General features: G+C 66.5%; 20 protein-coding genes. 16 read left to right on the forward strand and 4 right to left on the reverse strand.

What is annotated here, in order from left to right:
* Window positions 1-74: 74 nt before the first annotated feature.
* From NX780_RS13995 to crtB, 6 genes are all read left to right on the forward strand, one after another.
* Complete coding sequence (locus tag NX780_RS13995; RefSeq protein WP_258828484.1) at window positions 75-1,082, forward strand: porin; 1,008 nt, start codon at window positions 75-77, stop codon at window positions 1,080-1,082.
* 307 nt (window positions 1,083-1,389) lie between these two features.
* The gene (locus NX780_RS14000; protein ID WP_258828485.1) at window positions 1,390-2,379 is read left to right on the forward strand and encodes a polyprenyl synthetase family protein; all 990 of its coding nucleotides are present in this window, start codon (window positions 1,390-1,392) and stop codon (window positions 2,377-2,379) included.
* 20 nt (window positions 2,380-2,399) lie between these two features.
* The gene (locus NX780_RS14005) at window positions 2,400-3,701 is read left to right on the forward strand and encodes a glycosyltransferase (RefSeq protein WP_258828486.1); all 1,302 of its coding nucleotides are present in this window, start codon (window positions 2,400-2,402) and stop codon (window positions 3,699-3,701) included.
* The gene (gene crtY / locus NX780_RS14010) at window positions 3,694-4,872 is read left to right on the forward strand and encodes a lycopene beta-cyclase CrtY (protein ID WP_258828487.1); all 1,179 of its coding nucleotides are present in this window, start codon (window positions 3,694-3,696) and stop codon (window positions 4,870-4,872) included. Before NX780_RS14005 ends, crtY begins: the two co-directional genes overlap by 8 nt.
* The gene (locus NX780_RS14015) at window positions 4,869-6,383 is read left to right on the forward strand and encodes a phytoene desaturase (protein ID WP_258828488.1); all 1,515 of its coding nucleotides are present in this window, start codon (window positions 4,869-4,871) and stop codon (window positions 6,381-6,383) included. The genes crtY and NX780_RS14015 overlap by 4 nt, the downstream gene beginning before the upstream one ends.
* Entirely contained in the window at window positions 6,380-7,351 is a 972-nt protein-coding gene (gene crtB / locus NX780_RS14020) for a 15-cis-phytoene synthase CrtB (RefSeq protein WP_258828489.1), read from the forward strand. Before NX780_RS14015 ends, crtB begins: the two co-directional genes overlap by 4 nt.
* On the opposite strand, the gene NX780_RS14025 is transcribed toward crtB, so the two are convergent.
* Window positions 7,242-7,781, reverse strand: a complete 540-nt coding sequence (locus NX780_RS14025; RefSeq protein WP_258828490.1) for a sterol desaturase family protein — start codon at window positions 7,779-7,781, stop codon at window positions 7,242-7,244. The two genes, crtB and NX780_RS14025, sit on opposite strands and share 110 nt — an antisense overlap.
* Window positions 7,782-7,887: 106 nt before the next feature.
* On the opposite strand from NX780_RS14025, the gene NX780_RS14030 reads away from it, so the two are divergent.
* From NX780_RS14030 to nhaA, 3 genes are all read left to right on the forward strand, one after another.
* Window positions 7,888-8,304 (forward strand): DUF2141 domain-containing protein, encoded by a 417-nt coding sequence (locus tag NX780_RS14030; protein ID WP_258828491.1) that lies wholly within the window; start codon window positions 7,888-7,890, stop codon window positions 8,302-8,304.
* A gap of 204 nt (window positions 8,305-8,508) precedes the next feature.
* The gene (locus NX780_RS14035) at window positions 8,509-9,999 is read left to right on the forward strand and encodes an alanine/glycine:cation symporter family protein (protein WP_258828492.1); all 1,491 of its coding nucleotides are present in this window, start codon (window positions 8,509-8,511) and stop codon (window positions 9,997-9,999) included.
* Window positions 10,000-10,086: 87 nt separating this feature from the next.
* Window positions 10,087-11,334 carry a Na+/H+ antiporter NhaA gene (gene nhaA, locus NX780_RS14040; RefSeq protein ID WP_258828493.1) on the forward strand — a complete coding sequence of 416 codons (1,248 nt, stop codon included), beginning with the start codon at window positions 10,087-10,089 and terminating at the stop codon, window positions 11,332-11,334.
* Between the two features lies 1 nt (window position 11,335).
* On the opposite strand, the gene NX780_RS14045 is transcribed toward nhaA, so the two are convergent.
* A complete protein-coding gene (locus tag NX780_RS14045; protein ID WP_258828494.1) occupies window positions 11,336-12,547 on the reverse strand; it encodes a hypothetical protein in 1,212 nt (403 codons plus the stop codon).
* 224 nt (window positions 12,548-12,771) lie between these two features.
* On the opposite strand from NX780_RS14045, the gene NX780_RS14050 reads away from it, so the two are divergent.
* Entirely contained in the window at window positions 12,772-13,353 is a 582-nt protein-coding gene (locus NX780_RS14050) for a hypothetical protein (protein ID WP_258828495.1), read from the forward strand.
* Window positions 13,354-13,455: 102 nt separating this feature from the next.
* Here the strand turns inward: NX780_RS14050 and NX780_RS14055 are convergent, their stop codons facing one another.
* Window positions 13,456-14,127: a class I SAM-dependent methyltransferase gene (locus NX780_RS14055; RefSeq protein WP_258828496.1), complete on the reverse strand. Its 672-nt coding sequence runs from the start codon at window positions 14,125-14,127 to the stop codon at window positions 13,456-13,458.
* A gap of 12 nt (window positions 14,128-14,139) precedes the next feature.
* Window positions 14,140-15,078 carry a CysB family HTH-type transcriptional regulator gene (locus tag NX780_RS14060; protein ID WP_258828497.1) on the reverse strand — a complete coding sequence of 313 codons (939 nt, stop codon included), beginning with the start codon at window positions 15,076-15,078 and terminating at the stop codon, window positions 14,140-14,142.
* A 192-nt stretch (window positions 15,079-15,270) separates the two neighbouring features.
* On the opposite strand from NX780_RS14060, the gene NX780_RS14065 reads away from it, so the two are divergent.
* From NX780_RS14065 to cobA, 6 genes are read left to right on the forward strand one after another with little or no spacing between them, the layout of a single operon-like run.
* Window positions 15,271-16,959, forward strand: coding sequence for a nitrite/sulfite reductase (locus NX780_RS14065; RefSeq protein ID WP_258828634.1), 1,689 nt, complete (start codon window positions 15,271-15,273; stop codon window positions 16,957-16,959).
* On the forward strand, window positions 16,952-17,515 hold the full coding sequence (locus NX780_RS14070) for a DUF934 domain-containing protein (RefSeq protein ID WP_258828498.1): 564 nt from the start codon (window positions 16,952-16,954) through the stop codon (window positions 17,513-17,515). The genes NX780_RS14065 and NX780_RS14070 overlap by 8 nt, the downstream gene beginning before the upstream one ends.
* Window positions 17,516-17,525: 10 nt before the next feature.
* Entirely contained in the window at window positions 17,526-18,242 is a 717-nt protein-coding gene (locus NX780_RS14075) for a phosphoadenylyl-sulfate reductase (RefSeq protein WP_258828499.1), read from the forward strand.
* A 24-nt stretch (window positions 18,243-18,266) separates the two neighbouring features.
* Window positions 18,267-19,205: a sulfate adenylyltransferase subunit CysD gene (gene cysD / locus NX780_RS14080; protein ID WP_258828500.1), complete on the forward strand. Its 939-nt coding sequence runs from the start codon at window positions 18,267-18,269 to the stop codon at window positions 19,203-19,205.
* Entirely contained in the window at window positions 19,205-20,527 is a 1,323-nt protein-coding gene (locus tag NX780_RS14085; RefSeq protein ID WP_258828501.1) for a sulfate adenylyltransferase subunit 1, read from the forward strand. The genes cysD and NX780_RS14085 overlap by 1 nt, the downstream gene beginning before the upstream one ends.
* A gap of 13 nt (window positions 20,528-20,540) precedes the next feature.
* On the forward strand, window positions 20,541-21,257 hold the full coding sequence (cobA, locus tag NX780_RS14090) for a uroporphyrinogen-III C-methyltransferase (RefSeq protein ID WP_258828502.1): 717 nt from the start codon (window positions 20,541-20,543) through the stop codon (window positions 21,255-21,257).
* Window positions 21,258-21,261: the final 4 nt, after the last annotated feature.

Genomic DNA, 21,261 nt, shown 5'->3' on the forward strand with positions numbered 1-21,261 from the left:
TCCCCCCGTAATATCCGCGTCGATCCGAGTGATTAAGAGCTCGACATCCTGTCCAAACCAAACTGGAGATCTACATGAAGTTTAAGTGCCTGGCAGCTGCGCTGCTGTCGTCCCTCCCGCTGTTCGCCCACGCCCAGACCAATGTGACCATCTACGGCGTGATGGACGCTGCGATCGCCGTGGAGAACACCGACAACCCGGGCGAAGGCCATCGTACTGTGATCAACTCGGGCAACCAGTCGAGCAGCCGCATCGGCTTCCGCGGTACCGAAGACCTGGGTAACGGCCTGAAAGCACTGTTCAACATCGAAGCCGGCGTCGCCCTCGACACCGGCGCCGCCGATTCGAACCTGTTCGGCCGCCGCGCCGTGGTCGGCCTGCAGGGCGACTTCGGTACCCTGACCGTCGGCCGCGAATACTCGCCGATCGCCGCCGTCGCCGCCGCCACCGACACCCTGGGCCAGGGCATGTTCGGCAGCAACCTGTCGGCATTCTCGCGCCTGACCCGCCGCCTGGCGAACTCGGTGAACTACAAGAGCAACTCGCTCAGCGGCTTCACCGTCAACGCCGCCTACTCGACCGGCGAGAAGGCCGTCGATCCTTCGGGCGACCTGATGGGCGCATCGGTGGAATACAAGAACGGCGGCCTGTACCTGGGCGCCGGCTACCACCAGATCGAACGCGTGGCCACCGGCGACGACAAGGAATGGGGCGCGGGCGCCGGCTACACCTTCGGCGCCTTCGAGGTCAAGGGCAACTACCTGGTCGCCGACCAGACCGGCCCGAACAACGAGTACAAGAACGCCAACATCGGCGTCGCCTACACCACCGGTCCGAACAAGTTCTTCGTGAACTTCCAGCAGCAGAAGATCGAAACCGGCGCCAAGGGCAACACCGTCTCGCTGGCCTACACCTACAACCTGTCGAAGCGCACCAACATCTACACGACCTACGCGCAGCTGCGCAACAACGGCCGTGGCGTGTTCGGCATCTACTCGTCCTCGACCAACGTGACCCCGGCCGCCACCGCACTGGGCGCCGATCCGTCGGTGTTCACCCTGGGCGTGCGTCACTCGTTCTAAGCACCCGCCGCGCGTCCCGCGCGGCACAAGGTCTTTCCCGAAGCCGGCTTTTGCCGGCTTTGTCATTTCTGCAACAACCCGTCCCGTCCCACGCTTGACCCGCTCTCCTGAGTGCGGCTAATGAACGTGGCTGAAATTTCAAGTTTAATACGCGTGTAACAAGGATGCGGTGGTGCGCAGGCTGGATTTCGGCCGTTTGCCTCATTACTGCGCACGATTGAAACAATTAACGATTACTCAATATTGCTTCCGGTATGATCGTCAGCAATTCCGACAAATCGTGGCTCTCGGCAAAAGGGGTTAGCGCATGACTACAGCGACACGGCGATTCGAAGGCTTCGACGTCCCGGACAGCGAAGACCAGATCGAGGCACTGCGCGACTGCATCGAGCAGCGCATCGACGCACTGCTGGAGGGCAGCGGCGAGCACACCGACCTCCTCTGCGCCGCCATGCGCGCCGGCGCGCTCAGCGCCGGCAAGCGCATGCGTCCCCTGCTGGTGATGCTGGTCGCGCGCGACCTCGGCTGCACCTCGCCCGCCCTGGTCGACGTCGCCTGCGCGGTCGAGATGGTGCATGCGGCCTCCCTGATGCTGGACGACATGCCCTGCATGGACAATGCCCAGCTCCGGCGCGGCAAGCCCGCCATCCACGTGCAGTATGGCGAAGACGTCACCATCCTCGCCTCGGTCGCCCTGCTCAGCCGCGCCTTCGGCGTGCTGGCCACCGCCCAGGACATCCCGCCCATCACGCGCACCCGCCTGGTGGCGCGCCTGGCCGAGACCATCGGCGCCCAGGGCCTGGTGCGCGGGCAGTTCGAAGACCTGCACGGCGGCGCGCGCAGCCCCGAGGCCATCGCCGCCACCAACGAACTCAAGACCGGCGTGCTGCTCGGCGTGGCGGTCGACATGGCCGCCATCATCGCCCAGACCGAAGAAGAGGTGGCGCGTTCGCTGCGCGCCTTCGCCCTCGCGGCCGGCCACGCCTTCCAGATCCGCGACGACTTCCACGACCTGCCCGGCAACGACAGCGCCGTCACCGGCAAGGACACCGGCAAGGACCTCGGCAAGAGCACCCTGCTGGTCTCGCTCGGGCTGGACGAGGCGCAGCGGCGCCTGGCCGGACACCTGATGGACGCCGAGCGCCACCTGGTCGACGCCCTCGGCAGCCAGGCCGGCACCCGGCGTTTCGTGGCCGGCCTGTTCGCGCGCGGCGGCGCGCGCCTGCGCTTCGCGGGCGGCGCCATGCCTTTCGCCGACGGCGTTGGGACGCGCCCGCACGCGCTGAGCGTCAACTGAAGCCCGAGGGAAGCGATCGCATGGCGCATTTCGCTGTTGTCGCACCCGCCTTCTACAGCCACTTCAATGCGCTGGAAGCACTCGGCGGCGAATTCGTCGCGCGCGGGCACCGCGTGACGTTCATCCACCGGCCCGACGCCGGCCAGTATGTGCGCGACCCGCGCATCGGCTTTCACGCCGTCGGCGCCGCCAGCCACCCGCCCGGCTCGCTGGCGGAGTCGCTGCGGCGCGCCGCCAATCCGGGCGGGCCGCTGGGGCTGCGCCGCGTCATCCTCGACATGGCCGCGTCCACCGACATGCTGTGCCGCGAACTGCCGCGCGCCATCGACCAGCTCGGCATTGACGCCGTCGTCGCCGACCAGATGGAAGCGGCCGGCGGCCTGGTGGCCGAGGGCCTCGGCCTGCCCTTCGTCTCGGTCGCCTGTGCGCTGCCGGTCAACCGCGAACCAGGCATTCCGCTGCCCGTCATGCCCTTCGGCTTCGAAGACAGCGAGCGCGCCCGCAAGATCGTCGAAGGCAGTACCCGGGTCTACGACTGGATGATGGGGCCGCACGGCCGCAGCATCGCAGCCAATGCCGCACGCTTGGGTCTTGCGCCGCGCAGCGGACTGCACGAATGCCTGTCGCCGCTCGCGCAAGTCAGCCAGACAGTCGAAGATTTCGACTTCCCGCGCCGCGCGCTGCCGGCGCACTTCCACCACGTGGGGCCCCTGCGACCGCCCGGCATCCAGCACCTGCCCGAACAGTCGCGCATGCCGGCGATCGCGGCCGGCCGGCCCTTCGTATTCGCCTCGCTCGGCACCCTGCAGGGCCAGCGCTTCGGCCTCTTCCGCCGCATCGCCCACGCCTGCCGCGAACTCGACGTGCAGCTCCTGGTCGCCCATTGCGGCGGCCTGGACGCCGCCCAGGAACGCGCGCTGGAACAGGCCGGCGCCACCTGGGTGTGCGCCTTCGCGCCGCAGCAGGCGGTGCTGGCGCGCGCCGATGCGGTGGTCTCGCACGCGGGCTCGAACACCGTGATGGACGCGATCGCCGCGCGCACGCCGATCCTGGCGCTGCCGATCGCCTTCGACCAGCCGGGCACGGCCAGCCGCGTCGTCCACGCGGGCATCGGCCTGAAGGCGTCGCCGCAATTCGCGTCGAGCGGGCACATGGCGAAGCTGTTGAAGCGCCTGCTGGAGGAATCGACGTTCGCCGACAAGCTGGAAGGCCTGTCCGCCAGCGTGGCCGCAAGCGGCGGCGCGCCGCGGGCGGCCGACATCATCGAAGCGGCGCTGCAACTGCGCGGCGTCCCGCGGGAAGAAGTGGCCAGCCTTGACTAAACCCTACGACCTGATCCTGGCCGGAGGCGGGCTTGCCAACGGCCTGATCGCCTGGCGCCTGCGCCAGCGGCGACCAGGCCTGCGCATCCTGCTGCTGGACGGCGGGCAGCGCATCGGCGGCAACCACACCTGGTCCTTCCACGACAGCGACCTGACGGCGCAAGAGTGGGCGTGGGTTGCGCCGCTCGTGGCGCAGCGCTGGCCGCGCTACCAGGTCCGCTTCCCGCAACTGGAGCGCACCCTGGACGGCGGCTACGCCAGCATCGCCTCGGAGGACTTCGCCCGCATCGTCTCGGCGGACCTCGGCGCCTGCCTGCGAACCGGCACGCGCATCACCGGCCTGAGCCCGACCAGCGTCACGCTGGCCAGCGGCGAGGTGCTCGCGGCGCGCGCCGTGATCGACGGACGCGGCATGCGCGCGACCAGGCAGATGTCGCTCGGCTACCAGACCTTCCTCGGCCAGGAACTGCTTCTGGCCGCCCCGCACGGCCTGCGGGCGCCCGTCATCATGGACGCCGGCGTCGAACAGCAGGGCGGCTACCGCTTCGTCTACCTGCTGCCCTTCGGGCCGGACCGCATCCTCGTCGAGGACACCCATTACGTCGACAGCGCCGCCTGGGAGCCGGAGCGCCTGCGCGCCAACATCGCCGCCTACGTCGCCGCGCGCGGCTGGCAGGTGGCAGGCATGCTGCGCGAGGAACACGGTTCGCTTCCCATCGTCCTCGCCGGCGACTTCGACGCCTATTGGGACGAGATGAAGGGCCAGCCCTGCTCGGGCCTGCGCGCCGCCCTCTTCCACCCGACCACCGGCTATTCGCTGCCGCATGCGGTACGCCTGGCCGACCACATCGCCGGCCTGCCGGCCGAGGCACTGGACGCGCCGCGTCTGTTCGCCGCCATCCGCGAGGAGGCGCGGCGCGCCTGGGAAAGCCAGCGCTTCTTCCGCCTGCTCAACCGCATGCTCTTCCTTGCGGGCCGGCCGGATGCGCGCTGGCGCGTGATGCAGCGCTTCTACCGCCTGCCCGCTCCCCTGATCGCGCGCTTCTACGCCGGTCGCCTGCACTTGGGCGACAAGGCGCGCCTGCTTTCCGGCAAGCCGCCGGTGCCCGTGGGCGAAGCCTTTGCCGCAGCCATCAAGATCCATCCCGACCAGATCAGGAAACCAGCATGATCGATCAGAAAAAAGCAGTCGTCATCGGCGCCGGCTTCGGCGGACTGGCGCTCGCCATCCGCCTGCAGGCCGCCGGCATGCAGGTCACGCTGCTGGAAAAGCGCGACAAACCGGGCGGCCGCGCCTACGTCTACGAGGACCAGGGCTTCGTCTTCGACGCCGGCCCGACCGTGATCACCGACCCGTCCTGCATCGAGGAGCTGTTCACGGCTGCCGGCAGGCGGCTAGCCGACTACGTCGAGCTGCTGCCGGTGACGCCCTTCTACCGCCTGTGCTGGGAAGACGGCAGCCACTTCGACTACGCCAACGACCAGGAGGCGCTGGACCGCCAGATCCACGCGCTCAACCCGCGCGACGTCGACGGCTACCAGCGCTTCCTGGCGTACTCAAAAGCCGTGTTCGAGGAGGGCTACCTGAAGCTGGGCGCCGTGCCTTTCCTGTCCTTCCGCGACATGATCTCGGCCGGCCCGCAGCTGGCGCGCCTGCAGGCCTGGCGCAGCGTCTACAGCCTGGTCTCGAAATTCATCGAGGACGAGCACCTGCGCCAGGCCTTCTCCTTCCACTCCTTGCTGGTGGGCGGCAATCCCTTCGCGACCAGCTCGATCTACACCCTGATCCACGCGCTCGAGCGCCAGTGGGGCGTGTGGTTCCCGCGCGGCGGCACCGGCGCCCTGGTGCGCGGCATGGTGAAGCTGTTCGAGGACATCGGCGGTCGCATCGAAGTCAATGCGCCGGTGGCGGAGATCGAGGCGAGCGGAAAACGCGTCACGGGCGTGCGGCTGGAGGACGGCCGCCGCTTTGCGGCCGACGCCGTGGCCTCGAACGCCGACGTGGTCCACACCTACGACAAGCTGCTCGGCAAGCACCCGCGCGGCCGGGCCGAGTCCGAGGCGCTGCGCAAGAAGCGCTTCAGCAACTCGCTGTTCGTGCTCTACTTCGGCCTGGACCACCACCACGAGCAGCTCCAGCACCACACGGTCTGCTTCGGCCCGCGCTACCAGGGCCTGATCAAGGACATCTTCGGCGGCAGCGAGCTGGCCGAGGACTTCTCGCTCTACCTGCACGCGCCCTGCGTCACCGATCCTTCGCTCGCTCCGCCCGGCTGCGGCAGCCACTACGTGCTGGCCCCGGTGCCGCACCTGGGCAATGCGCCGATCGACTGGGAGGTCGAGGGCCCGCGCTACCGCGACCGCATCTTCGACTACCTGGAAGCGCGCTACATGCCGGGACTGCGCAGCCAGCTCGTCACAAGCCGCATCTTCACGCCTTTCGACTTCCGCGACCAGCTCAATGCCCACCACGGCTCGGCCTTCTCGCTCGAACCCATCCTGACCCAGAGCGCCTGGTTCCGCCCGCACAACCGCGACAGCGAGCTGGCGAACCTCTACCTGGTCGGCGCCGGCACCCATCCGGGCGCGGGCGTGCCCGGCGTGATCGGCTCCGCCAAGGCCACGGCCGGCCTGATGCTGGAAGAAGTGCGTGCAGCGCGCCGCGAGGAGGTGACGGCATGAGCGAAGCCCTGATGGAGCACGCGACGCGCACCATCGAAGTCGGCTCGAAGAGCTTCGCGGCCGCCGCGAAACTGTTCGACCCGGCGACGCGGCGCAGCGTGCTGATGCTCTATGCCTGGTGCCGCCACTGCGATGACGTGGTCGACGGCCAGGAACTGGGTTTCAATGTCGCGAATGCCGACCACGACGCGGCCGGCGCGCTGGCGCAGCTGGAAGACCAGACCCGCCGCGCCTATGCGGGCGAGCCGATGCGCGACCCCGCCTTCGCCGCCTTCCAGGAAGTGGCCCTGCGCCACCGCATCGCGCCGCGCTACGCCTTCGACCACCTGGCCGGCTTCGGCATGGACGTCGCCGACGCGCGCTACGAGACCTTCGACGACACGCTGCGTTACTGCTACCACGTGGCCGGCGTGGTCGGCCTGATGATGGCCTCGATCATGGGCGCGGTGGACGAGGATATATTGGACCGCGCCTGCGACCTGGGCCTGGCGTTCCAGCTCACGAACATCGCGCGCGACATCGTCGAGGATGCACGCATGGGCCGCTGCTACCTGCCGGCCCAGTGGCTAAGGGAGGCCGGCATCGCGCGCGAGGAACTGGCCGAGCCGCGCCACCGCGCCGCCCTGGCGGTGCTGGCTGCGCGCCTGGTCGACCATGCCGAGCCCTATTACGATTCGGCGGCCGAGGGCGTGAAAGCCCTGCCCCTGCGCTCGGCCTGGGCGATCGCCAGCGCACGCAATGTCTACCGCCAGATCGGCATCGAAGTGAAGCGCCGCGGCGCCCACGCCTGGGACGAGCGCGCAGGAACCAGCAAGGCGGCGAAGCTATGGCTGCTGATAAAAGGCGGCGCGAGTGCGCTCAGTTCGCGTGGTCGGGGCTTGCGGCCACGTCCTGCGGCCCTGTGGCGTCGTCCGGGCGCGGCTGACGCTGCAAGCGTCCCCCATGCAGCGCATGCAAGTCCCGCTTGAGCCTGGCCACCGGCGGGGCGTACAGGAAGCCGAAGGAGACCGCGCCCTCGCGTCCCTCGACCGCGTGGTGCATGCGGTGGGCCTGGTAGAGGCGCTTCAGGTAGCCGCTCTTCGGCGTGTAAGTGAACGGCCAGCGGCGGTGCACCAGGCCGTCGTGGGCGACGAAATAGAGCGCGCCGTAGGCCGTCATGCCGGCGCCGATCCACTGCAGCGGGTAGAAGCCGCGCGTGCCGAACCAGATCAGGGCGATGGCCACGCCGGCGAACACGACGGCGTAGAGGTCGTTCTTCTCGAACCAGCCGGTACGGGGCTCGTGGTGCGACTTGTGCCAGCCCCAGCCGAAACCATGCATCACGTACTTGTGCGCGACGATGGAAAACACTTCCATCAGCACGATGGTGACGATGACGATGAGGGCGTTGATCAGCATGGCGCAAGCCTACCACAGCGCCCGCGCCGCACCATTGCCGAAGACACCAGCCGGCGGTTCATCGACGGTACAGATTTCGCTTTGACACTATCTAGAAAGGATCACCATGCGCAGCGTTTCCACCGTCCTCCTCGCCTTCGGCCTTGTTCTCTCTAGCTGCCAGGCATTGGCAGCCATCACGGTCGAAGTCCGTGTCTCCGGCGTGACGGCCAAGGGCACGGTCAACGTCGCCGTCTGCGACCGCGAACGCTTCCTCAAGCAATGCGCCTACAGCGCCACGGCGCCGGCCCAGGCGGGCGAGACCGTCGTCACCCTGAAGGACATCCCCGCAGGCACCTGGGCCGTGCTGGCCTACCAGGACGAGAACGGGAACAAGGAACTGGACCGCAACTTCATCGGCATCCCGAAGGAGAACTACGGCTTCAGCCGCAACCCGGTCAGCCGATTCGGTCCGCCCTCCTTCGAGGATGCCGCGATCGCGCTGCGCGAGGGCGCCAACGCGGTCGCGATCAAGCTCCATTGACGCTACCGCGCACCGAAACCGTGCCGCCGTGCGCTAATTGATGGCGCGCGCCGCAGCCATCCGCATCGCCTTGGCGCACGCGGCAGTGCAGCAAAAAATAACAATAGGAATTAGATAATTCTTCGGGTATCGTTGCTCTCCATAACAGGCCGGGCAGCGTTTCCGGCCGTCTATCGATGACATTTGTTGCTATGGGGAAGATGTATGAATGAGTTGGTGAACCTCATTAACGGCTGGGTCTGGAGCCCCGCCCTGATCGCGCTGTGCCTGGGCGCGGGCCTGTATTTCTCGATCCGCTCGCGCTTCCTGCAGCTGCGCCACGTGCGCGAAATGACCCGTCTCATGATGGACGGCAAGAGCTCCGACCAGGGCGTGTCCTCCTTCCAGGCCCTGACCATGACCCTGGCCGGCCGCGTCGGCACCGGCAACATCGCCGGCGTCGCCACCGCCATCACCTTCGGCGGTCCGGGCGCCGTGTTCTGGATGTGGGCCGTCGCCTTCCTCGGCGCCAGCTCGGCCTTCGTCGAGTCGACCCTCGGCCAGGTGTACAAGGAATCCATCGACAAGCAGTTCCGCGGCGGCCCGGCCTTCTATATCGAGAAGGGCCTGGGCATCAAGTGGTATGCGGTGCTGTTCGCCCTGGTCACCATCCTCGCCACCGGCGTGCTGCTGCCGGGCGTGCAGGCCAACTCGATCGCCGAAAGCCTCAAGACCGCGGCGGGCGTCGACACCACCGTCACCGGCGCCGTCCTCGCGATCGCACTGGCCTTCATCATCTTCGGCGGCGTCAAGCGCATCGCCACCTTCGCGGAATACGTGGTGCCCTTCATGGCGCTGGGCTATATCGTCGTGGCCTGCATCATCGTCGCCATGCACATCGACCAGCTGCCGGCCGTACTCTCGCTGATCTTCACCTCGGCCTTCGGCGCCGACGCCGCCTTCGGCGCGATCATCGGCATGGCGATCCAGTGGGGCGTCAAGCGCGGCGTCTACTCGAACGAAGCCGGCCAGGGCACCGGCCCGCACGCTTCCTCGGCGGCGGAAGTGAGCCACCCGGCCAAGCAGGGCCTGGTGCAGGGCTTTTCGGTCTACGTCGACACCCTGTTCGTGTGCTCGGCCACCGCCTTCATGCTGCTCATCACCGGCCAGTACAATGTGCAGGCGCCGGACGGCACGCCGATGTTCACCGGCGTGCAGGGCGTTGCCGCCGGCCCGGGCTATGTGCAGACGGCACTGGAAAACATCATGCCCGGCTTCGGATCGCTGTTCGTCGCCATCGCCCTGCTGTTCTTCGCCTTCACGACGATCGTGGCCTACTACTACATCGCCGAAACCAATATCGCCTACCTGAACCGCACGACCGGCCGTCCCTGGATGGCATTCCTGCTGAAAGTGGCCATCATCGGCGCCACCTTCTACGGCACCATCAAGACCGCCGATGCCGCCTGGGCGCTGGGCGACCTGGGCGTGGGCCTGATGGCCTGGCTGAACATCGCCGCCATCCTCCTGCTGCGCAACGTCGCCTTCAAGTGCCTGCGCGACTACGAGGCGCAGAAGGCGCAAGGCAAGGATCCGGTCTTCGATCCGGTGGCGCTCGGCATCGAGAACGCCGACTACTGGGTCAAGCGCGCAGGGAGCGCCCAGCCCGATCCGCTGGCCGGCAGCACCGCGCCGGCGCCGACCACCGGACGCTGAGGCTCCACACTATTTCCGGCCCGAAAGGGCCGGATTTCATTTATACTAACGATGGGTGTTCGTACCGCCGGTACGACAGGATGCGCGATGGTCGGGCCGCCACGCGGCTTTATTGCGACCATCATGCCCTTCTTCACCTCCGTTCGCCTCTCCTCCACCTTCAAGTCCTTCTTCGCGTCGAGCAAATCCGGCGGCATCGTGCTGATCCTCTGCACCCTGCTCTCGCTGGCCCTCGCCAATTCACCCTTTGGTCCGTCCTGGCTCGGTTTCTGGCAGCAGTACGTCGCCGGCCTGAGCATCGAACACTGGGTCAACGATGCGCTGATGGCGATCTTCTTCCTGATGATCGGCCTCGAGCTGGAGCGCGAACTGTACAACGGCGAACTGTCCGACCTGCGCAACGCCCTGCTGCCGATCCTCGCCGCGATCGGCGGCATCGTGGTGCCGGCGTCGATCCATTTCGCCTTCAACAACGGCAGCCCGACCCAGGCCGGGGTCGGCATCCCGATGGCGACCGACATCGCCTTTGCGCTCGGCGTCCTGGCCCTGCTGGGCAGCCGCGTGCCGGCCTCGCTGAAGATCTTCCTGACAGCGCTGGCGGTGATGGACGACCTGGGCGCCATCATCGTGATCGCCCTGTTCTATTCCACCGGCCTGTCGGTCGCCTACCTGGCGGGCGCGCTGGCGGTATTCGCCCTGCTCGTCCTGATGAACCGCGTGCTGCGGGTGATGGCCCTGCTGCCCTACCTCGTGGGCGGCGCGCTGATGTGGTTCCTGATGCTCAAATCCGGCGTGCACGCGACCATCGCCGGGGTGCTGCTGGCCTTCGCGATTCCCTATTCGGCGCGCCAGGACGACGAGAAGTCGCCCTCGCACCGCCTGGAACACCTGCTGCACAAGCCGGTCGCCTTCCTGATCCTGCCGATCTTTGCGCTGGCCAACACCGGCATCGTGGTCGGCGCCGGCTGGGCGGAAGAGCTGTTGTCGCCGAACAGCCTGGGCATCATGCTCGGCCTGGTGGCGGGCAAGCCGGTCGGCATCGTCCTGTTCAGCTTCGCCGCGGTCGCCCTTGGCCTGTGCCGCCTACCGCTGGACCTGGCCTGGCGCCACGTGATCGGCGCGGGCCTGCTGGGCGGGATCGGCTTCACCATGTCGATCTTCATCACGAACCTGGCGTTCACGGGCGCGCCGGATGCCATCAATGCCTCGAAAATGGCGATCCTGCTGGCCTCGCTGACGGCGGGCGTGGCCGGCTTCGTGTGGCTCAAGATGCGAGGCGCGCCGACTCCGGTCGACGACGATCCGGACACGCTCGACTTCGACGCGGCGCGCTGAGCTAGTCGGCGGCGCCGTCCAACAGCGCGAGCAGCGCCGCCTTGTGGCCTTCCGCCGGCCAGCCGCTGAGCTGCTTCACGACCTTGCCGTCCTTCAGCAAGAAAAAGCGCGGCACGTTGGGGACGTCGACTGCTTGCCATTCCCCGACACTGTAGGGAACGCGGATCGGGAGCGTGGGGTTGGAGGTGTTCCACGCTCCGATGAAACCGGCGGGGAAAGCCGCGCGTGGCGGCGTGATCAGCACGAGGCCGGCTTTCAGCAAGCGGGCACGCATCGCGGCATCGTCGCGCAGCGCCGCCAGCGCATCGGCGGAGAAATGGCAACCCGCATCGACGACCATCACGAGTTCGGTGCCACGCGGAAGTGGCACGGCTTCACGAACCAGGGTGTTGCTGGCGGCATCGTAGCGGTAGGCGCTGCGCCCCTCGAAGCGTGGACCGAGGCGATCGCGCACCGTGGGGATGGCCCGCCCGGCCAGATGCAGCTTATCGGCCGCGAATGCCCGTGCCTGTCCGAACTCGCGCGCCTCGAGCATCCGCTTGAGCACGATCGCGTCGAAGGACCGGCGGGTATCGATGCCCCTTCCCTGCATTTCCTCGTACACCGCCATCAGGAACCGTGTCGCGACCGAGTCCATCCCGCCTTGCGCCGCGCGTGCGGCGGCGTCGAAGTACAACGGCAGGTCGCCCACCGGAAGCCCCTGCAGCGTAAACCGGGATGGGCGCTGGCCGAAGACGGCGACGAAACGGCGCTCCAGCCGCGTGTCGTCCGTCATCGTCACCGCACCTGCCGTGTCGTCGCGATGCTCTTCCTCCGTGAACCGCAAGATCTGCGCCAGGCGCGCTTCGGCGTCCGCTGATGGCGCCGGCAGCCGCAGCGGCGCGCCGGCAAGGTCGTTCACCACCATGGGCAGGTAGGCGCTGGCATCGATGAAGGCCAGCACGTCGGCGATCTGCCGGGGCTCGAGTTCGCGTTCCAGGAGGGCGGTACTGAAGCTGCTCACTCCACGCTCGTTCCAGCGCAGCGACTGCAGGAAGCGCCGCTTGCCATAGGGCGTGAAGGCGTCGAGTGGGCTCGGCTGGCTGGAGGCCAGGACGGATTCGAGCTGCGCCGCGCTGCGCACGACGGGCGCCGGGGTTTCCCGAGCCTGTACGGCCAGGGTCCAGTAAGCGAGCGATACCAGAATGGTTCTGCGAACGAAGCGGCCAGGCATGGGTTCTCCCAAGTGATGTGCTCGTCCGAGTATATCGGCGGCGTCCTTGAAAGAGGGGGCCGGCCTTCACTTTATGTTTGGCGGGTATGGCGGGTGCAGGACGGCGACGCGTATGCAATTTCAAGACAAGCCTATCCGAAGCAGCAACATTTCCTTACAGCTGAGTAACCGCACTTTACGTTCAGGCAACAGACAATGGACTCCCCACATCTAGAACCTGTTCCATGAAACGTCTCCCCCTCGCAGTTGCCACTGCCCTGCTCTTTTGCCTCGCGCCCGTCCGCGCGATTCCCATCACCGACTGGCGCGCCGAAGACCTCCTGATACAGGCCCCGGAAATCCGAAAGGAACTGGCTCTGAACGAGAACCAGCGCCTGCTGTGGGAGCAGAGCGAACGCAAGACCCGCACCATCCTGCGCACACGCAAGGAGCGGCGCGAGGCACTTGACGCGGCGGCCAGGACATTGGCAGGCGACCCGGCCGCCGAACTGCGCACGCTCGCCGCCCCGCTCGACGCAGACGCAGCGGCCACCCAGGCCGAGGACCTGGCCGTGCGGGAAACCTGGTTATTAATGAACGACGCACTCGACGACGCGCAGCGCGCCAAGCTGATGGCGCATGTGCGAAGCATGCTTGAGCGCCAGCCCGGAGACCCCGGCGGCGAAGGAAGGCAGGAGCGGGGCAAACGGCCGGAAGGCGGCGGCCGCGGCCGTGGCGGACCGGGCGGCGCCGGCGGCATGCCGGGCGGCGGGAGCCCGTCCGGCAGCGGCAGCATCAATATCGGCGGCAGCCGCGGCGGATTCTAACTCTACACCGGGGTGTCAGGTCTGACATTCAGACACGAGCTCGAGCGTAACTTACGCTGAATGTTGAGCCCGTGTCCATTTGTCAGACCTGACACCCAGGTGTTATTTCAGCCGGCAGGTCAGCGCCCAGCAGGAATCCCAGCGGCCGATCTTGATCTCGCGGACCGCCGTGCCGAGGCGCTTGCGCAGGGCGCTGTCGGTGGGGTAGTTCTTCGGCAGCTCGTGGCGATTGCCGTCGGCGTCGACGAACTGGGCCCAGGTATTGCCCTGGGCATCGGTGCGCGCGACCGTCGGGCTGGCGCCCTCGACGTATTCGTCGTCGATCAGCACCAGCAGCGCATCCTTGCCGATGCGTGAACGCAGGCCGGCCAGGAAGGCGTCCTGCTGTTCCTTGCGCAGGTGCGACCACAGGAAGCCGGCGAATACGGCCGTGATCTTGCCGCCCTCGGCGATATCCGGCGGAATGTCGAGCGCGTCCACCACGCGGTAGCGCACGTTCTCCAGGCCCTCGCCATGCTCGCGCGCCACGTTCAGCATCGCTTCGCTGGCGTCGGTGGCGATGACCCGGGCCGCCGTCTCGGCGATCACATCGGTCCAGTAGCCGGTGCCGCAGCCCAGTTCCAGCACGGTGTGGCCGCGCATCAGTTCCGCGACCTGCTCGGCGACGTCGTCGAGGTCGTCCTGGCGGTCTTCGTCGCTCTCGTCGTGGAACTGGGCGTCGTAGTGATCGGCGATCTTCGTGAAGAAATCGACGACCGGATTCATAGTGCTCATGATATGTCCTCGTTAAAGCTCGTAGTTCTCGCCGCCGCGCATCGCCGACTCGACCATCTTGCGGTTCAGGGTCGGCGCCAGCAGTTCGATGAAGGTGTAGATGTAGCTGCGCAGGTAGGCGCCCTGCTTCACCGCCACCCTCGAGATGTTCATGCCGAACAGCTGGCCGACGGGAATGGCGCGCAGGTTGCGGTCGCGTTCCGGGTCGAAGGCCATGCCGGCGATGATGCCCACGCCCATGCCCAGCTCGACATAGGTCTTGATGACGTCCGCGTCGATGGCCTCCAGCAGCACGTCCGGTTTGAGGTTGCGCAGGCCGAAGGCGTGGTCGATCTTGCTGCGGCCGGCAAAGGCGGCGTCGTAGGTGATCACCGGGTAGGAGGCGATCTCTTCCAGCGAGACGGCTTTCGAACGCGTCAGCGGGTGCTCGGGCGGCACCACCAGCACGTGTTCCCACTGGTAGCACGGCAGGGTGATCAGCCCTTCCACCGCCGCGATCGACTCGGTGGCGATGGCCAGGTCGGCCTGGTCGTTCTTGACCATGTCGGCGATCTGCTTCGGGTTGCCTTGCAATAAAGACAACCGCACCTTGGGGAACTTCTGCATGAAGGCCTGCACCACCTTGGGCAGCATGTAGCGCGCCTGGGTGTGGGTGGTGGCGATGGTGAAGCTGCCGCTGTCGTGGGCCGCGTATTCCTTGCCGATGCGTTTCAGGCTGTCGATTTCCTGCATGATCAGCTCGACCGACTGCAGCACCAGGCGGCCGGGCTCGGTCAGCCCGCGGATACGCTTGCCGTGGCGGGTGAAGATGTCGACCCCGAGCTCTTCCTCGAGCTCGATGATGGCTTTCGAGACCCCGGGCTGGGAGGTGAACAGCGCCTTGGCGGCGTCGGTCAGGTTGTAGTTCTGGCGGACGGCTTCGCGCACGAAGCGCAGCTGGTGAAGGTTCATGAAGAGTGAAAAAGGTAATCGAGCGTTGTAAAGGGTTCTTGTCAATGCGGCAGCAGATGACATTTTAAGATGCTTATTCGAGTTACGCATATAAGCAAATGAAATCTCCGTAGTTTGGAATATATAGCCAGGTCCGTACACTTGACCAAACATTTAACGGGTGGACAATGTTTGCCCCCATTGGACGAGACCATGTACCGCTACGACCACTACGACCATCTCATCGTGCGCGAACGCATCGCACAGTACCGCAGCCAGGTGGAACGCCGCCTGTCCGGTGAGCTGCTGGAAGAAGAATTCCTGCCCCTGCGACTGCAAAATGGCCTGTACATGCAGCGCCATGCCTACATGCTGCGTGTCGCCGTGCCCTACGGCCTGCTGGCCTCGAAGCAGATGCGCATGTTCGCCCATATCGCGCGCAAATATGACCGTGGCTATGGCCACTTCACCACCCGCCAGAACATCCAGTACAACTGGATCGAGCTGGAGCACACGCCGCAGATCCTGGAAGACCTGGCCTCGGTCGAGATGCACGCCATCCAGACCTCGGGCAATTGCATTCGCAACATCACCACCGACGAGTTCGCCGGCGTCGCGGCCGACGAGATCATCGATCCGCGCCCCTTCGCCGAGATCCTGCGCCAGTGGAGCACCTTCCACCCCGAGTTCATCGCCCTGCCGCGTAAATTCAAGGTGGCGATCAACGGCGCCGTCGAGGACCGCGCCGCGATCGCCATCCACGACATCGGCCTGACCCTGGTGCGTAACGATGCGGGCGAAGTCGGCTTCAAGTTCATGGCCGGCGGCGGCATGGGCCGTACCCCGATCCTGGGTTCGGTCATCCGCGATTTCCTGCCCTGGCAGCACCTGCTGACCTATACCGAAGCCGTGATGCGCGTGTACAACCAGCACGGCCGCCGCGACAACAAGTACAAGGCCCGCATCAAGATCCTGCTCAAAGCCCTGGGCGTCGAGGAATTCACCCGCCAGGTCGAGGAAGAATGGGCCGACCTGAAGGATGGTCCGGAAACCCTGACCCAGGAAGAATTCGACCGCGTGGCCCAGTGGTTCCAGCCGCACGGCTATGCCGAACTGAGCGACATCGATCCGACCGCCCAGCATGCCGACAACCGCGCCTTTGCCAACTGGGTGAACCGCAACGTCAAGCCGCACAAGGTGCCGGGCTACGCCGCCGTGGTGCTGTCGCTGAAGAAAACCGGCGTGCCGCCGGGCGACGCGACCGCCGAGCAGATGGACTTCGTGGCCGACCTCGCCGACAAGTACAGCTTCGGCGAACTGCGCGTGACCCACGAGCAGAACCTGGTGCTGGCCGACGTCGAGCAGAGCAAACTGTTCGAACTGTGGCAGCTGGTCAAGGCCAAGGGCCTGGCGACGCCGAACATCGGCCTCCTGACCGACATCATTTCCTGCCCGGGCGGCGATTTCTGCTCGCTGGCGAATGCCAAGTCGATCCCGATCGCGGCCGCCATCGCGGAACGTTTCGACGACCTCGACTTCCAGCACGACATCGGCGACATCGAACTGAACATCTCGGGCTGCATCAACGCCTGCGGCCACCACCACGTGGGCGCCATCGGCATCCTCGGCGTCGACAAGGACGGCAGCGAATGGTACCAGGTGTCGATCGGCGGCTCGCAGGGAAATAACTCGGCCATCGGCAAGATCATCGGCCCGTCCTTCTCGGCCGTGCAGATGCCGGAAGTGGTCGGGCGCCTGCTCGAAGTCTATGTGCGCGAGCGCTTCGAAGGCGAGCGTTTTGTCGACACCGTGCAGCGCCTCGGCATCGCGCCGTTCAAGGAACACGTCTATGCCACGCCGATCGCGGCGGGCGAACTGGTTGGGGAAGACCACTATGCCTAATTTTGTCGTTCACAAGCAAATCATCAAGCATCGCGAGGTGGTCGACGACGACTGGAGCGTGCTGCGCCTGGTCGAAGGTGAAACGCCCGAAACCGTCGAAGTCCCGGAAGGCAAGTTCATCGTGCCCTTGACCGTGTGGCAGGCCCAGCGCGAGACGCTGTCGCAGCGCGCCGCCATCGGCGTCTGGCTGGCGCCGGACGAGCCGGCAGCCGCCATCAAGGACGACCTGCAACGCTTTGGCGTCATCGCCGTCGATTTCCCGAAGTTCTCGGACGGCCGCGGCTACTCGACCGCCTTCAACCTGCGCAAGCGCCTCGCCTATACCGGCGAGCTGCGCGCCATCGGCGACGTGCTGCGTGACCAGCTGTGGCCGCTGTCGCGCGTGGGCTTCGATGCCTTCGCCACCCGCCAGGACCGCAGCATCATTGATGCCCTCAAGGGCCTGACCGTGTTTTCGGAAACCTACCAGGCATCGGTCGACCAGCCGCTGCCGCTGTTCCGCCGTGCCCCGCGCGGCACGCCGCCGGAACTGACGGACGTCGGCGCGGGTATCTAGAGGACGCACCATGAGCGACTTGCACCACCGCGTCGAAGAAACGCAGGCCATCCTGGCGCGCATCGCCCGCGATTTTTCGCCCGCCGTGTTCGCCTCGAGCCTGGCGGCCGAGGACATGGTCCTGACCGACCTGATCCTGAAAGCGAAACTGCCGATCGGGATCTTTTCGCTCGAAACCGGCCGCCTGCATGCCGAGACCCTGGACATGCTGAACCGTGTGCGCGACACCTACGGCATTGACATCGCCCTGTTCAAGCCGCAGCCGGAAGCTGTCGATGCCTATGTGGCGCAGAACGGCCTGAACGCCTTCTATGACAGCGTCGAGATGCGCAAGGAATGCTGCCGCATCCGCAAGGTCGAGCCCCTGGGCCGTGCCCTGGCCGGCAAGCAGGCCTGGATCACCGGCCAGCGCCGCGCCCAGTCGACCACCCGCGCCGAGCTGGCCGTACAGGAAGACGATGCCGCCCATGGCATGCAGAAGTTCAATCCCCTGGCTGATTGGTCTGAGGAAGATGTCTGGGAGTACCTGCGCACGAACAATGTGCCCTACAATGCCCTGCATGACCGTGGCTACCCCTCGATCGGCTGCGAACCCTGCACCCGCGCGATCCAGCCGGGCGAGGACGTGCGCGCCGGACGCTGGTGGTGGGAAAACCCCGGCTCCAAGGAATGCGGCCTGCACGTGGTCGACGGCAAACTTATTCGCATTAAATCCGTAGCGGCCTGAGCCGCTGCAAACAGGCAAAACAAGATGACGACCCTACTCGACAATCCGGCCGTGCTGACCGACATGAATGCACGCCACCTCGACGCCCTGGAATCCGAGGCCATCCACATCCTGCGCGAAGTGGCGGCCGAATGCAGCAATCCCGCCCTGCTGTTCTCGGGCGGCAAGGACTCGGTCGTGCTGCTGCGCCTGGCCGAGAAGGCCTTCCGTCCGGGTAAATTCCCATTCCCCCTGGTGCACATCGACACCGGCCACAACTTCGACGAGGTGATCGCCTTCCGCGATGCCAGAGTCGCCGAACTCGGCGAGCGCCTGATCGTCGGCTCGGTCGAGGATTCGATCAAGCGCGGCACCGTGCGCCTGCGTAACCCGCAGACCGACTCGCGCAACGCGGCCCAGGCCGTGACCCTGCTGGAAACCATCGCCGAACACGGTTTCGACGCCTGCATCGGCGGCGCCCGCCGCGACGAAGAGAAGGCGCGCGCCAAAGAGCGCATCTTCTCCTTCCGCGACGAATTCGGCCAGTGGGACCCGAAGGCCCAGCGCCCGGAACTGTGGGACCTGTATAACACCCGTGTCCACCCCGGCGAGAACATGCGCGTCTTCCCGATCTCGAACTGGACCGAACTCGACGTGTGGCAGTACATCGCCCGCGAAAAGCTGGCCCTGCCTTCGATCTACTTTGCGCACGAGCGCCAGGTGATCCCGCGCAACGGCCTGCTGGTGCCGCTGACCCCGCTGACCCCGGCGCGCGAAGGCGAATCGGTCGAGACCCGCACCGTGCGCTTCCGTACCGTCGGCGACATCTCCTGCACCTGCCCGGTCGCTTCCACCGCAAGCACGGTCGAGAACATCATCGCCGAAACCGCCGTCACCGAAGTGACCGAGCGCGGCGCGACCCGCATGGACGACCAGACCTCGGAAGCGTCGATGGAAAAACGCAAGAAGCAAGGATATTTCTGATGAACGCCATGACCGATAACCTGAACCAGAGCCGGTCCGCCGATGCGGGCCTGCTGCGCTTCATCACCGCCGGTTCGGTGGATGATGGCAAAAGCACCCTGATCGGCCGCCTGCTGTTCGACAGCAAGGGCATCTTCGCCGACCAGCTGGCCGCCGTCTCGCGCTCCAAGCACAAGCGCACCGTGGGCGACACCATCGACCTGTCCCTGCTCACCGACGGCCTGGAAGCCGAGCGCGAACAGGGCATCACGATCGACGTGGCCTACCGCTACTTCGCCACGCCGAAGCGCAAGTTCATCATCGCCGACACCCCGGGCCACGAGCAGTACACCCGCAATATGGTGACCGGCGCCTCGACCGCGGACGCCGTGATCATCCTGGTGGACGTCTCGAAGGTGAAACTCGGTGACGATGGCTCGGTGACCCTGCTGACCCAGACCAAGCGCCACTCGACCATCGCCAAGCTGCTGCAGATCGAGCACGTGATCGTGGCCGTCAACAAGATGGACCTGGTGAACTACGACCGCACCGTCTACGAGCGCATCGTCGCGGCCTACCGCGAGTTTGCGAACTCGCTGGGCCTGAAGGACGTGACGGCGATCCCGCTGTCGGCCCTGGCCGGCGACAACGTTGTCGAGCCGTCGGAAAAAATGCCGTGGTACGAAGGCCCGACCCTGATCGAGCTGCTGGAGTCGCTGTCCGTCTACGATGAATCGCACGCCGCGCCCTTCCGCTTCCCGGTGCAGCTGGTGGCGCGCCACAACGGTCATGAAGCGAACGACTTCCGCGGCTACATGGGCCGCATCGAGTCCGGCAAGGTCTCGGTCGGCGACAAGCTGGTCGTGCAACCGTCCGGCCAGACGGCCACCGTGAAGGACATCGTGACCTTCGACGGTTCCCTGCAATCGGCCACGGCCGGCCAGTCGGTGACCCTGCTGCTGAACGAATACCTGGACATCTCGCGCGGCGACCTGCTGGCGGGGGCCGAAGCGCCGGCGACCCTGCTCAAGCAGGTGGTGGCCGACGTGTGCTGGATGTCGGACGAGCCGCTCGATGCGCGCCGCAAGTACTGGATCAAGCACGGCACCCGCCAGACCGCCGCCAAGATCAAGCAGGTCGACAGCATCCTGGACGTCAACACCCAGCAGAGGCACGCGGCGGAAGGACTGAAGCTGAACGACATCGCCACCGTGCAGCTCACCGTGCAGCAGCCGCTGGCCGCCGACGCCTATTGCGACAACCGCGCGACGGGCGCCTTCATCCTGATCGATGAAGTCACCCACCAGACCGTCGCTGCGGGTATGATCCGGCTGGATCAATAAGCGAAGGAGAGGTATGGCGGAACTGGGCAAAGTCTATCTGGTAGGCGCCGGACCCGGCGCCGCCGACCTCATCACCGTGCGCGGCGCGCGCCTGCTGGCGCAGGCCGACGTCGTCCTCTACGACGCCCTCGTCACCCCCGAGATGCTGGATTTGTGCCGCCAGGCGGAGCTGATCTCCGTCGGCAAGCGCTCGGGCCAGCGCTCCACCGCACAAACCCTCATCAACCAGCAGCTGGTCGACTGCGCCGGCAAGTACCGGCACATCGTGCGCCTGAAAGGCGGCGACCCGATGCTGTTCGGACGCGCCGACGAGGAACTGCGCGCGCTGGAAGCGGCCGGCATCGAGGTCGAGATCGTCCCCGGCATCACCACGGCGGTCGCCGCCGCGGCGGCCACCAAGCAGCCCCTCACCAAGCGCGGCGTGGCGCGCAGCGTCGCCTTCTTCACCTCGAGCACGGCGCCCGACCAGCCCGACCATCCGGCGCTACCGGAAACCGACACCCTGGTGCAGTACATGGGAGGCCGCGAAGCCGCGGCTACCGCCGAGCGCCTGCTGGCCGAGGGCCGGCGCGCCGGACTACCGGTCGTGATCATCGAGAACTGCAGCCGGGCCGACGAACGCATCGAGCGCATGAGCCTGGCGGACCTGGCGCGCGGCCTGGAACCCGGCCACGGCCCGGTGCTGGTGATGCTGGGCGAGGCCATGGCCCGGCGCGAACACCAGGGCTAGCCAC

Source organism: Massilia agri, assembly GCF_024753255.1.
Classification (GTDB): domain Bacteria; phylum Pseudomonadota; class Gammaproteobacteria; order Burkholderiales; family Burkholderiaceae_D; genus Telluria; species Telluria agri.